Source organism: Flagellimonas chongwuensis (genome assembly GCF_013376415.1).
Classification (GTDB): Bacteria; Bacteroidota; Bacteroidia; order Flavobacteriales; family Flavobacteriaceae; genus Flagellimonas; species Flagellimonas chongwuensis.
Window position 1 is genome coordinate 63,692 of record NZ_WYET01000009.1, and the last position, 13,679, is coordinate 77,370.

The 13,679-nt window shown below is 42.7% G+C and carries 11 protein-coding genes and 1 riboswitch; all 11 genes read left to right on the forward strand.

Annotation, left to right across the window (positions count from 1 at the left end):
- Positions 1-53: 53 nt before the first annotated feature.
- A riboswitch (SAM riboswitch) is annotated at positions 54-158 on the forward strand.
- 78 nt (positions 159-236) lie between these two features.
- The 11 genes from thrA to GUA46_RS15345 all read left to right on the forward strand — a co-directional run bounded on the left by thrA (position 237) and on the right by GUA46_RS15345 (position 13,634).
- Positions 237-3,620, forward strand: a complete 3,384-nt coding sequence (gene thrA / locus GUA46_RS15295; RefSeq protein WP_176621216.1) for a bifunctional aspartate kinase/homoserine dehydrogenase I — start codon at positions 237-239, stop codon at positions 3,618-3,620.
- Entirely contained in the window at positions 3,617-4,789 is a 1,173-nt protein-coding gene (locus GUA46_RS15300; RefSeq protein ID WP_176621217.1) for a trans-sulfuration enzyme family protein, read from the forward strand. The genes thrA and GUA46_RS15300 overlap by 4 nt, the downstream gene beginning before the upstream one ends.
- Positions 4,790-4,843: 54 nt before the next feature.
- Entirely contained in the window at positions 4,844-5,251 is a 408-nt protein-coding gene (locus tag GUA46_RS15305) for an RrF2 family transcriptional regulator (protein ID WP_108244816.1), read from the forward strand.
- A gap of 177 nt (positions 5,252-5,428) precedes the next feature.
- The gene (locus tag GUA46_RS15310; RefSeq protein WP_108244815.1) at positions 5,429-5,692 is read left to right on the forward strand and encodes a DUF2061 domain-containing protein; all 264 of its coding nucleotides are present in this window, start codon (positions 5,429-5,431) and stop codon (positions 5,690-5,692) included.
- An 11-nt stretch (positions 5,693-5,703) separates the two neighbouring features.
- Positions 5,704-6,327 (forward strand): phosphoadenosine phosphosulfate reductase domain-containing protein, encoded by a 624-nt coding sequence (locus tag GUA46_RS15315; protein ID WP_176621218.1) that lies wholly within the window; start codon positions 5,704-5,706, stop codon positions 6,325-6,327.
- A gap of 89 nt (positions 6,328-6,416) precedes the next feature.
- Positions 6,417-7,325 (forward strand): sulfate adenylyltransferase subunit CysD, encoded by a 909-nt coding sequence (gene cysD / locus GUA46_RS15320; RefSeq protein ID WP_108244887.1) that lies wholly within the window; start codon positions 6,417-6,419, stop codon positions 7,323-7,325.
- 15 nt (positions 7,326-7,340) lie between these two features.
- Positions 7,341-8,588: a sulfate adenylyltransferase subunit 1 gene (locus GUA46_RS15325; protein WP_108244813.1), complete on the forward strand. Its 1,248-nt coding sequence runs from the start codon at positions 7,341-7,343 to the stop codon at positions 8,586-8,588.
- Positions 8,589-8,661: 73 nt separating this feature from the next.
- Entirely contained in the window at positions 8,662-10,752 is a 2,091-nt protein-coding gene (locus tag GUA46_RS15330) for a HEPN domain-containing protein (RefSeq protein ID WP_176621219.1), read from the forward strand.
- Positions 10,745-11,521: a uroporphyrinogen-III C-methyltransferase gene (cobA, locus tag GUA46_RS15335; protein ID WP_176621220.1), complete on the forward strand. Its 777-nt coding sequence runs from the start codon at positions 10,745-10,747 to the stop codon at positions 11,519-11,521. The genes GUA46_RS15330 and cobA overlap by 8 nt, the downstream gene beginning before the upstream one ends.
- A 44-nt stretch (positions 11,522-11,565) precedes the next feature.
- Positions 11,566-12,627, forward strand: coding sequence for an NAD(P)/FAD-dependent oxidoreductase (locus GUA46_RS15340; protein ID WP_176621221.1), 1,062 nt, complete (start codon positions 11,566-11,568; stop codon positions 12,625-12,627).
- Between the two features lie 89 nt (positions 12,628-12,716).
- Positions 12,717-13,634 carry a helix-turn-helix domain-containing protein gene (locus GUA46_RS15345; RefSeq protein WP_176621222.1) on the forward strand — a complete coding sequence of 306 codons (918 nt, stop codon included), beginning with the start codon at positions 12,717-12,719 and terminating at the stop codon, positions 13,632-13,634.
- Positions 13,635-13,679 lie beyond the last annotated feature (45 nt).

Sequence of the window (13,679 nt, forward strand, 5' to 3'; positions counted from 1 at the left end):
AAATCAATGTTTCCATCAGTATATTTGTCCCACGAAGTTCAAACACGTATTGTTAGTTATCAAGAAAGGTGGAGGGAATAGACCCGTTGAAGCCTTAGCAACCCTTGACTCCCGTCATGAAGGTGCTACGTTCTATCCCTTTTGGGAATAGATAACATCACAGGTAGTTTCTGCCCCACTTTCTTATAACCATACTATTTATTAATTGTCGACCCACGGGGTCTATAGCTGTATATATGGATTTAAGGCATTTGGCCATATCGGATTTTAAGACATTGAGCGGTTCCGTTCAAGAAATAAAGTTGTCGTACCAAGTTTTTGGGAAGCCCTTGGGCACCTCGCCCATTATTTTGGTGAACCATGCGCTTACAGGAAATTCCAACGTAGCGGGCAAGGATGGATGGTGGTCCGACCTGATTGGTGATGGGAAATGTATCGATACCGAGAAATACACTATCCTTTCCTTTAATATTCCGGGTAATGGATTCGATGGTTTCATTATTGAAAATTACAAGGATTTTGTAGCTGCGGATATCGCTAGAATATTCCTCTGGGGATTGAAGGAATTGGAGATTGATAAGTTGTTCGCCATCATTGGAGGGTCTCTAGGAGGTGGAATTGCATGGGAAATGACAGCCATTAACCCCAAAATTACGGAGCATTTGATTCCGGTGGCCTCTGACTGGAAATCTACGGATTGGTTGATAGCGAACTGCCAGATTCAGGAGCAGTTCTTGGTCAACTCAAAACAGCCCGTCCACGATGCCCGTATGCACGCCATGTTGTGTTACCGAACACCAGAATCTTTCAAGGAGCGGTTCAAAAGAAGTACCAACGAGGAACTCAAGGTGTTCAATGTGGAATCTTGGTTGATGCATCATGGTAAAAAGTTACAGGAGCGTTTTCAATTGTCAGCCTATAAGTTGATGAACCAACTCCTCAAATCCATCGATATCACCAGAAATGGTGAAGAAGCCTTCAGGGCATTGCAAGAAAGTGATACCAAAATCCATATCATCGGAGTGAATTCCGACCTGTTCTTCACGGCCGAAGAAAATAAGGAGACCTTTAAGCGTTTGGCGCAGGCCAATACCAATGTCACTTACGGCGAGGTCCAATCCGTACATGGCCACGATGCTTTTTTGATGGAGTTTGAACAATTGGAGAAATTGTTGGAAACTGTTTTTCAAAAGAATACCGAACGTATCAAAATATTGAAGTTTGGAGGAAAGTCTCTAGCAAACGGTGAAGGCATTGAGCGCGTTTTGAATATCATTCGTAAAAGGCATGACGAAGAAGAGCACTTTGCAGTTGTGGTCTCTGCTCGAGGAAAGGCGACCGACCAACTCGAAAATCTTTTGGAGAAAGCGGCCAAAGGAGTTGATTTCAAAGCTGATTTGAAAAAGTTCGCAGACTATCAAAAAAACAATTTTGATGGCGTTGATATTGATGAAGAACTGGCCGCCATTGAAAAAATATTGAGTGGGGTTTCCTTGACTGGAGATTACAGCTTAAAGACTAAGGATGAGGTATTGTCCTTTGGGGAACTGTTGTCCGCAAAATATGTGACAGCTTCCCTAAACGCCTCTGGCTTACAAGCAAAGCTTTTGGATTCCAGAAAGTTGATCGCCACGGACGATAATTTTAGCAATGCGGAAGTAGATCAAAGTACGTCCAAAGAAAATGTTATCCGTCAGTTTCACGAATTGGATAAGGGTGTGATACCTATAGTAACCGGTTTTATCGGTTCCAATCGAGATGGTTCCACAACAACATTGGGAAGAAACGGAAGTAACTATTCCGCAGCCTTACTGGCCAACTTTTTGGATGCGGGCGAGTTGGTAAACTATACCCATGTGGATGGTATTTTTACCGCCAATCCGGATTTGGTAAAGGATGCCCGGTTAATTGATGTGATATCCTATGGCGAGGCCAATGAGCTGGCCAATTTTGGAGCCAATATTTTGCATGCGAAGACCATTATTCCGTTAATCGAGAAAAATATTCCGTTGCGCATCTGCAACACCTTCAACGATGACAATAAGGGCACATTGATCGGCCCAAAAACTGACAATGGCGGAATAAAATCACTTTCGGTGCTGGACAACATGGCCCTTATCAATTTGGAGGGTAGGGGATTGCTCGGTAAAGTTGGTGTCGATATGCGGATTTTTAGAGCGTTGGGCCAGAATGGCATCAGTGTGGGTATTGTTTCCCAAGGATCGTCCGAACGCGGCATAGGCTTGGTAGTGGATGCATCCAAGGCGGACAAAGCTAAAAAAGTGTTGGACCAAGAATTTGAAACGGATTATTCCTCACAGGACATCAACCAGATATCGGTAGTGAAGGATGTTTCGGTAATTTCTATAGTTGGGATGGATTTGAGCAGCTTCCATAAACCCTTCAACGCATTGGCCAAAAATCAGATTATACCATTGTTGTTCAACAACACCGTTACCGGTAAGAACGTGAGTATGGTGGTGAAGAAATCAGATTTGAACAAGGCCATCAATGTGATTCATGGACAGATTTTTGGAATAGCCAAGAAGATAAATCTGGCATTGTTTGGTCACGGAACGGTTGGAGGAACCTTGATTAGTCAAATTCTGGATTCAAAAATGAGTATTGAGGACCGAAAGAGCATTGACTTAAAAGTGTTTGCCGTGGCAAATTCCAGAAAAGTGCTTTTAGATGCTTCGGGAGTGGGGTCGGATTGGAAAGAACGTTTGGAAAAGGAAGGACAGCCCTATCAAATTGAAGATATTACGGCATTTGCCAAGAAATACCATTTGGAAAACTTGATTGCTGTGGACAATACGGCGAGCAAAACATTTGTGGAGCAATATGAGCCGTTGATAGGGCACGGTTTTGATTTGGTCTCTTCGAACAAAATTGCCAACACACTGAGTTTTGAGAAGTACAAATCCATTCGGAAATGTTTGGATAAGAACCAGAAACAATATCTATACGAAACCAATGTGGGCGCTGGTCTTCCACTTATCGACACCATAAAATTATTGCACCTCTCCGGAGAAAATATTACCCGAATCAAAGGAGTGTTCTCAGGATCGTTGAGTTATATTTTCAATACCTTTTCAGAGAAAGATGTTCCTTTTTCAGAAATTGTAAAGGAGGCCATGGAAAGTGGCTTTACCGAGCCGGATCCAAGGGAGGATTTATCCGGTAATGATGTGGGACGAAAATTGTTGATTTTGGCAAGAGAACTAGATCTTCAGAATGAGTTTTCTGATATCAACGTACAAAATCTGATTCCGGAAGAACTTCAGACTTTGGATTTTGAAAGGTTCATGGAGCGTATCGGGGAGATGGACAAAATGTATAAGGAAATCAAAGGGAACCAGGAGCCAGGTCATGTGCTACGCTATGTTGGCGACCTGCATGGGGATTTGCAACAGGACAAGGGGGTTTTAGAAGTGAAATTGATCTCTGTGCCCAAGGAAAGTGCTTTGGGGCAGGTAAAAGGCTCCGATTCCATCATTGAAATTTATACCGAATCTTATGGAGAACATCCATTGGTGATTCAAGGAGCTGGCGCAGGTGCCGCGGTAACGGCAAGAGGTGTGTTTGGAGACATTTTAAGAATAGCAGAAAAGATATGAGCAAGCAAGGCAAAAAATTTGAGACACAGGCAATAAGGACGCAAATGGAGCGCAGTCAAAATTTGGAGCATTCCAGTCCCATTTATATGACCTCCAGCTTTGTTTTTGAGGATGCAGAGGACATGCGTGCCTCTTTTGCAGAGGAAAAGCAGCGCAATATTTATTCCAGGTATTCCAATCCCAATTCCAATGAGCTCATTGAAAAGGTGTGCTTGATGGAAGGTGCGGAGAACGGGTTTGCTTACGCTTCTGGTATGGCTGCCGTATTTTCTACACTGGCAGCATTGTTGGATGCTGGTGACCACGTGATATCCTCCAAAAGTATCTTTGGCTCAACGCATACGTTGTTCACTCAGTTTTTTCCGAAATGGAATATTGAAACAACTTATTTTGATGCCAATGATCTGTCCCAAATTGAAGAGTTGATACAGCCCAACTCCAAAATTCTTTATGCGGAAACACCGACCAACCCCGGTGTGGATGTGCTGGATTTGGAGTTGCTGGCGAGCATTGCCAAAAAGCACAACCTTATTTTTATTGTAGATAACTGCTTTGCGACACCGTATTTACAGCAGCCCATAAAGTATGGGGCAGATTTGGTCATCCATTCTGGAACTAAATTGATGGACGGTCAAGGGCGGGTTCTGGCCGGAATTACCGTCGGTAGTGGTGAATTGATGGACAAGGTGTACCGTTTTTCAAGAATAACAGGTCCTGCGTTATCACCTTTCAATGCATGGGTGCTTTCCCGGAGTTTGGAAACTTTGGCCATCCGTGTGGACAGACATTGCGAGAACGCTTTGAAGTTGGCAACCTATCTGGAAGCACACGATAAAATCGAATGGGTTAAATATCCATTCCTGAAATCACACCCTAAGAACGAAATAGCCAAAAAGCAGATGAAAGCAGGTGGTTGTGTTGTCGCTTTTGAGGTGAAAGGTGGTCTGGAAGCAGGTCGGGAATTTTTTGATAGCATCCAGTTATTATCCTTGTCGGCAAACTTGGGAGATGCAAGGAGCATTGTTACGCATCCTGCATCCACTACACACAGCAAATTGACCACTGAGGAACGCAACGCCGTGGGCATCTCTGACGGAATGGTTCGGGTTTCGGTAGGCTTGGAGCATATAGATGATATTATCGCCGATATCGAGCAGGCCTTGGGGTAATCTTTCCGCAACCTGTCGGTTAGGCGGGTTGCTAAATTTCCCTATCTTCGTGTGATGCTCTCCAAGAAGACAAAATACGGACTTAAGGCACTTACCTACCTTGCCAAGGTAGAGGGTAGGCAGCCGGTACAGATTGCGGAAATCGCCAAGTGTGAAAATATCTCCCAAAAGTTTTTGGAAAGCATATTACTTACACTTCGCCGTAATGGGCTGTTAGGGTCAAAAAAGGGAAAAGGAGGGGGCTATTATCTTATTAAGGAACCTCACGAGGTGCAAATGACTACTGTTATGCGGGTATTGGAAGGCCCTATTGCCATGGTGCCCTGTGTAAGTTTGAATTTTTACGAGAAATGTGAGGATTGTCCCGACGAAGGAGAGTGCTCCGTTCATAAACTAATGCTTCAGGTAAGGGACAGCGCACTCGATGTCTACCGAAACAATACGCTGGCAGATTTGCTTTAAATCAATGCTTCACGGTAAATTCTAGCTTAAAAATTCTCAAAATTTCCTATTGATTATCGATAATCTACTAAAACTATAGGGTAAAAGTAAATTTATGATTCATTTTGCTTTTTCTTCGGGAAAATAATTTTACTTTTGAAATTCCTACCAATTCAGTAGGGTAATAAAAGTTTAAAAATGATTACCGATCAGTTGATTATAAAAAACGAAAAACAGCAAAGCACATACACTAAGGATAGTGCTTCGGAGAGTCCAAAGAGAAGTATTGTAAAATCCATAAGCTGGAGAATAGTAGGTACTATGGATACGATATTGATTTCTTGGATTGTTACAGGAACATTGAGTTTGGCATTTTCAATTGGATTGGTGGAGCTGGTCACCAAAATGGTGCTTTATTTTTTTCACGAAAGAATTTGGAACTCCATTAAATGGGGAAAATAAATTTATAGGCAATGGCATTGACACAAGAAGAAATACAGAAGTTGAACCTTCAGTTTAAGGGCATTTCTCCCGAAGAAATTATCTCATGGGCCGTTAAACACGGAAACAACCCTGTGGTCACTACCAATTTTAGGCCATATGAGGTGGCAATTTTGCACGCGGTGACCGAAGTGGATAAAAACATTCCCGTGATTTGGTGCGATACGGGGTACAATACGCCTCAAACCTATAAACACGCAGAGGAACTGATTTCCACTTTGGGGCTCAATGTGAAACTATATGTCCCAAAACAAACAAGTTCACATCGTGATGCTGTTATGGGCATTCCACAGATTGATGATCCCCGGCACAAAGAGTTTACCGAACAGGTAAAGTTGGAGCCGTTTAGAAGAGCAATGGAAGAGCACAAGCCAGATGTTTGGTTCACTAATCTGCGCAAAGGACAAACTGCCCATAGGGATTCATTGGATGTTTTGAGTATGAGCAAAGATGGGGTCTTAAAGGTAAGCCCTTTCTATCATTGGAGCGATACCCAATTGGATGCTTATTTGAAAGAACGCAAATTGCCGAACGAGCATAAATATTTTGATCCAACAAAGGTTTTGGAGAACCGCGAATGCGGTTTGCACACATAAGAAGAATGAATTGTCGCCAATTACGGTGATCGAACAAAAATGATATAGCCTTGAGCACACTTGCAGAAGAAATTAAAAAGCCAGAGAATTTGAACGGGGTCGAAAGACCGTCCGCAAATGCTTTGGAACACGAAGCCATTTACATTATCCGCGAAGTGGCGGCACAGTTTGAGAAACCTGTACTGCTTTTTTCCGGAGGAAAAGATTCAATAACCTTGGTGCGCTTGGCGCAAAAGGCATTCTGGCCGGCCAAAATCCCATTTCCATTGATGCATATCGATACGGGGCACAACTTCCCCGAAACTATTGAGTTTAGGGACAAATTGGTAGAGGAACTTGGTGTTGAATTGATAGTCCGTAATGTTCAGGATTCCATTGATGAAGGAAAAGTGGTGGAAGAAACTGGTAAGTACGCCAGTAGAAATATGTTGCAGACGACCACCCTTCTAGATGCCATTGAAGAATTTAAGTTCGATGCATGTATCGGTGGGGCAAGACGTGATGAAGAAAAGGCAAGGGCTAAGGAGCGTATCTTTTCTGTGCGCGACGATTTTGGCCAGTGGGACGAAAAAAACCAAAGACCAGAGCTGTTCGATATGTTGAACGGAGAGATAGAAATAGGTCAGAACGTAAGAGTGTTCCCAATCAGTAACTGGACGGAGCTCGACGTATGGAGCTATATCCAAAAAGAAAGTATTGAAATTCCATCCATCTATTTTGCGCACAAAAGAAATACCTTCCTTAGGGATGGGTTGATATGGTCTGCAGAGGACGATGTGGTATTTAGGGCCGATGACGAGCAAGTAGAGGAAAGAATGGTTCGTTTTAGAACCGTTGGGGATATGAGCTGTACCGCAGCAGTTGAGTCGCATGCCGATACGATTGATAAGGTCGTATCCGAAATCAGGGATTCCAGAATCTCGGAAAGGGGCGCCCGTATCGATGATAAACGTTCGGAAGCGGCAATGGAAAAACGTAAACAGCAAGGATACTTTTAACAGGAAGAAAGACAAATGGAAGTTTTAAAAATAGCAACAGCAGGAAGTGTAGATGACGGTAAAAGTACCTTGATCGGAAGATTGCTTTACGATACAAAATCTATGACCGACGATAAATTGGAGGCCATTGAAAGAACAAGTAAGCAGAAAGGATACGATTATCTCGATTTTTCATTGGCAACCGATGGTTTGGTGGCCGAAAGAGAGCAGGGCATCACTATAGATGTGGCCCACATTTACTTCTCTACGCCATCCAAAAGTTACATCATAGCCGATACCCCAGGTCATGTGGAGTATACCCGAAACATGGTTACGGGAGCTTCGACCTCTCAAGCATCCATCATTTTGATAGATGCGCGAAAAGGAGTGATCGAGCAAACACACCGTCACTTTTTTATCAATAACCTCTTGCGGGTGAAAGATGTTATCGTGGCCATCAATAAAATGGATTTGGTAGATTTCTCCGAAGAAACCTATAATAATATCAAGGCCGATTTCGAGGAATTGATGAAAAAAAGAGATTATCAGGACCAAAACATAACTTTTATTCCCGTAAGTGCGCTTAAGGGCGATAATGTGGTAAATCCATCAGAAAATACACCTTGGTACAAAGGCCAAACGCTTTTGGAGCATTTAGAGGAATTGGACCAAAAGGATATCTACAATACGGGTACCCCACGTTTCCCGGTTCAGTATGTGATTCGACCAAAAACGGAGGATTTTCATGATTTCCGTGGATTTGCTGGAAAGGTATACGGAGGCGAACTAAATGTTGGGGACGAAGTGGTAGTGTTGCCCTCGATGACACGTTCCAAGATCAAGGACATTTATTTTTACAATAAACAATACAAGACGGCTCCCAGAAGGTCTTCGGTTACCATAACCTTGGAAGATGAGGTAAACGTAAGCAGGGGAGATATGTTGGTGAAAGTGGGTGATTTGCCAACGATTGACAAGCAACTCACTGCAACCATCTCTTGGATGGACAGTGACAATTTTACCCCGGGAGGAAAGTATTTGCTTCAGCATGGAGTCAACAAGGTCTTGGCCAAGGTCGATGCCATTGAACATAAAATACATCCTGATTATTCTGGAATCGAGGAGAACGTTACCTCGCTTCAGATGAACGATATTGCCAAAGTACGCCTAAGGTTGAACAAACCTATTTTTTATGATAGGTTCAAAGACCACCGTACAAACGGATCCTTTATAATAATCGATAGCCGTACCAATACAACGGCAGGCGTCGGATTTATAGAATAAAGACGTGCACTTAGGTGCTGGAACAGAGAGTTTATTTGATTTAACTCTATAAAATAGATAGGAAAACTAGATTATGCAAAGCTTTAGAACAGAGATAGAAAACCCAGTTGTAGAAAAGGACATCATTGAATTGGAGAAAAAAATCCGACAGTTCAAAGGTGGGGAAGTGGATGAGGAAAAATTCCGTAGCCTACGTTTGGCCCGAGGGGTTTATGGACAGCGTCAACCGGGGGTGCAAATGATTCGGATAAAATTGCCTTACGGTAAGGTAACCTCCAATCAGTTGCTTCGAATCGCAGATGTATCCGATGAATACTCTCGTGGACGCTTGCATATCACCACACGTCAGGATATCCAGATTCACTACGTGGATTTGGAGCGTACCCCTGAACTTTGGGCACAATTGGAAAAGGATCAAGTAACCTTAAGGGAAGCTTGTGGAAATACCGTTCGTAACGTAACGGCCAGCGAAACTGCAGGAATCGATGTGGACGAACCCTTTGATGTATCTCCATACGCTCAAGCGGTTTTCGAATACTTTTTAAGAAACCCGATAGGTCAGGAAATGGGAAGAAAATTCAAAGTTTCCTTCTCTGCAAGTGATGCCGATACGGGACTGTCCTATATGCATGATCTTGGTTTTATCGCCAAAGAAAAAGATGGTGAGCGTGGATTTAAAGTGATGTTGGCCGGAGGCCTAGGTTCGCAACCGCGCCATGCCGATGAATTGTACAGCTTTTTGCCAACGGATAAAATTATTCCTTTGATGGAAGGTGTTATCCGTGTATTCGATAGATATGGAGAGCGTAAGAGTAGGGCAAAGGCGCGCATGAAGTTTTTGTTGAAAGATTTGGGATTGGATGGTTTCAAAGAATTATTGGAAGAAGAACAAACGGCTATTCCAAACAAAACCTATCCTATTCATATAGAAGATTATCCGAAGGTAAAGGTGGCCGAGGTCGAAGCTCCCAAAGTTTCCATCGAAGACCAAAACGCTTTCGAAGAATGGAAGTCTACCAACTTGGTACCTCAAAAACAAGAAGGCTACGTGGCCATCGGAATCAAAGTGCTTTTAGGTGATTTTTATACCGATAAGGCCCGATTATTGGCCAAATTGGTTCAGGATTACGCAGCAGGCGAAATCCGTTTGTCCTTGAGACAAAATATCTTGGTTCCCTATGTTAAAGAAGAGTTGGTTCCTTTCTTTTATCAAGAGTTGAAAAAACTTGGCTTTGCGGAAGCTGGATACAACAAGGCATTGGATATCACCGCATGTCCTGGAACAGATACCTGTAACCTAGGAATTGCCAGTAGTACCGGAATTGCCGATGAGTTGGAACGAGTCATTAAAGCGGAATATCCACAATACATCAAAAACCCTGATGTGGTCATCAAGATCAGCGGTTGTATGAACGCCTGCGGTCAGCACAATATGGCACATATCGGATTCCAAGGAATGTCCGTCAGAACCAAGGATAAATTGGTAGCTCCAGCGCTTCAGGTTTTGTTGGGAGGAGGAAACTTTGGAGATGGCAAAGCACGATTTGCCGATAAAGTAGCCAAGATTCCAAGTAAAAGAGGGCCACAGGCGTTACGTTTAATCTTAGATGATTTTGAAGCCAACGGAAATGGAGCATCATTTACGGATTACTACGAGGAAAAAGGACAGATTTATTTCTACGATTTCTTGAAGCCTTTGACCGATGTGGACAACCTTACCCAAGAAGATTTTATCGATTGGGGGAACGAAGAAAAATATAAAAAAGAGATTGGCGTCGGCGAATGTGCCGGTGTTATCGTGGATTTAGTTGCAACCCTCTTCCTTGAAAGCGAAGAGAAAATCGAAAATGCTGAGGAAGCTCTCACAGAAGGTAAATGGGCAGCAAGTATCTACTATTCCTACCAATCCATTGTGAACTCTGCCAAAGCATTGTTGACAGCGGAAAAAGTTAAGACGAATACCCATGCAAGCATCATCAAGGATTTTGATGAACTGTATGTGGCAACCGATAAAGTGGCCTTTGAGGGCGGGTTCGAAAAAGTGGCCCTTCAGTTGAAAAAGAACGAACCATCAGAAGCTTTTGCAAAAAGCTATCTGGAAGATGCCAAAATTGTTTTGAGCAAGTTGGAAACGTTCAGAAAAATGGAGTTGGAACATGCTTAGAGGAAAATTGACTGTTGTGGGCGCTGGCCCGGGCGATGTAGATTTAATCACGCTTAAAGGTATAAAGGCCTTGCAAAGTGCCGATGTTGTTTTGTATGATGCCTTAGTGTCGCCAGAGCTATTGGATTATGCGACCAAAGCTGAAAAAGTGTTTGTTGGCAAGCGCAAAGGATGCTACTCCTATCAACAAAATCAAATCAACGATTTGATTGTTGAACGTGCTAGTCAAGGATTACATGTAGTACGGTTAAAAGGCGGAGACCCTTTTGTATTTGGTAGAGGTGCCGAAGAAATGGAATACGCTGCCGGATTTGGTGTGGAGGTTGAGGTCGTTCCCGGAATATCATCATCGGTATCGGTGCCTGCATCGCAAAACATTCCTGTGACCAAAAGAGGTGCGGCAGAAAGCTTTTGGGTGATTACCGGGACCACCAAAGAGCACAAATTATCCAATGATGTGGCTCTGGCTGCTAAATCCAATGCAACTGTCATCATTCTCATGGGTATGTCCAAATTGGGTGAGATTATGGAACTTTTTAAAAACGAAGAAAAAGAAAATACACCAGTGGCCATCATTCAAAACGGCACCACTGAAAACGAGAAGATTGGAATTGGCACTGTTGCTTCAATTGAGCACAAGGCAAAGGAGCAGCAGCTGTCAAATCCAGCTATCATTGTAATTGGCGAAGTGGTAAACCACCGTCAACGTGTATTGGATATTCAAAGAGAATATCAGTTTCAGGGAGAAAAATTGCAAGAGAGAGTTTAAAATCAGTCAGGTCTCGCCAGATGGGGCCATATAAAAGTAGAATTATGATCAAAACAGATATCATTATAATCGGAGCGGGACCTACGGGTTTGTTCACTGTTTTTGAAGCAGGATTGCTCAAATTAAAATGTCATTTAATCGATGCCTTGGCACAACCAGGAGGACAATGTTCAGAGATTTACCCAAAGAAACCCATCTATGATATTCCTGCTTATCCAGAAATTTTAGCAGGTACCTTGGTGGATAACCTTATGGAACAAATCAAGCCATTTGAACCTGGTTTTACTTTGGGAGAACGTGCCGAAACCTTGGATAAACAAGAAGATGGTTCTTATATCGTTACCACAAACAAAGGCACTCAACACCACGCTCCTGTAGTTGTTATAGCTGGTGGGCTTGGTTCTTTTGAACCTAGAAAACCGATAATTCCGAACATTGAGCTCTTTGAAAGTAAGGGTGTGGAATATATGGTAAAAGATCCCGAACAGTTCCGAGATAAGAAAGTGGTGATTTCAGGTGGAGGTGATTCTGCATTGGATTGGGCCATTTTCTTGGCCGATGTTGCTTCCGAAGTTTCTTTGGTACACAGAAGAAATGAGTTCCGAGGAGCTTTGGACTCTGTGGAAAAAGCTCGTGAACTTGCCAAGTTGGGCAAAATTCGATTGTTCACCAAGGCAGAGGTCACTGAGATCCATGGTCAGGAAGATTTACATGCCGTGGTCATTAAGTACAACGATGAGGAAAAAGAGTCTACCTACGTAGAGACCGATTTCTTTATTCCATTGTTCGGATTGTCCCCAAAATTAGGCCCGATAGGCGATTGGGGATTGGAAATCGAGAAAAATGCCATCAAGGTGAACAATGCGATGGACTATCAGACCAATCTTCCTGGAGTGTTTGCCATTGGTGATGTGAATACCTACCCAGGTAAGCTTAAGTTGATTTTATCAGGATTTCATGAGGCGGCCGTGATGTGCCAATATGCCTATCAGATTATCAATCCAGATAAAAGATTTGTAATGAAGTACACCACGGTTGGCGGAGTTCAAGGATTTGACGGTTCCAAGAAAGAAGCCAAAAAAGAAGTGGTGCAGAGTATCGATTAAAAGTTTTGTTTTTAGAAGTGAAGACACCTTTCAAGAGTAATTTTGAAGGGTGTTTTTTATTTTAGGGTATATTTGAATTTTACAAACGTATGGATGTAGCTTTTACTCTTAACGATTTCTACGGAAAGCTTGGCCTGCCCATTCCAGAGAACATTGGAAAGGATATCGGACACTTTAATGTTTTCAATATTGCCGAATATCGTACCCGATTGAGCAAGGGTGAGATGCGCTATGATAGACGGGCCTATTTTAAAATTAGCCTTATCAATGGGAAAAACCGGGCAGAATATGCAAATAAGGTTATCGATATTGATAACAAGGCGCTGTTGTTTGCATCTCCTAAAATCCCGTACAATTATGTTCCTCAAGATGATGAGCAGTCAGGATATTTTTGTGTGTTCACAGAAAGTTTCTTGTCAAAGGACAAAAGTGGTGTCATATTGGAAACCCTACCGATTTTTCACCCTGGGGGGTATCCTGTTCTAAGCCTTTCGAATGATGAATACCCTGAGGTTGAACAACTGTTTGTTAAAATGGAAAAGGAAATTTCTTCAGATTATCCCTTTAAGTTTGATTTAATTCGGGCTTACGTAATCGAACTGTTGCATATGGGGCAAAAATTGCATCCAGTTCAACCGAACGAAGGCGGAAAAAATGCCGCTGTTAGAATCACGGATATGTTCGTGGAACTGTTGGAGCGTCAATTCCCGATAAATACACCAGCTCAGCGGTTAATGTTAAAAACAGCAAATGATTTCGCTGAACAACTTGCGGTGCATCCCAACCACCTCAACAAAGTTCTCAAAGAAACTACGGGAAACACAACTACCGAGATCATTCATTCAAGAATAGTTGAAGAGGCGAAGCTACTTCTTAATGGTACGGACTGGAATATATCTGAAATTTCATACAGCCTTGGGTTTGAAGAGGTGGCTCATTTTTCCAATTTCTTTAAAAAGCGTGCGGATCAATCCCCATTGAAGTTCAGGTCCGCCGTCAAAATTTGATTTTTGCAAAAAACAGATTGATGCATGCAACCCTGTAGATAACTT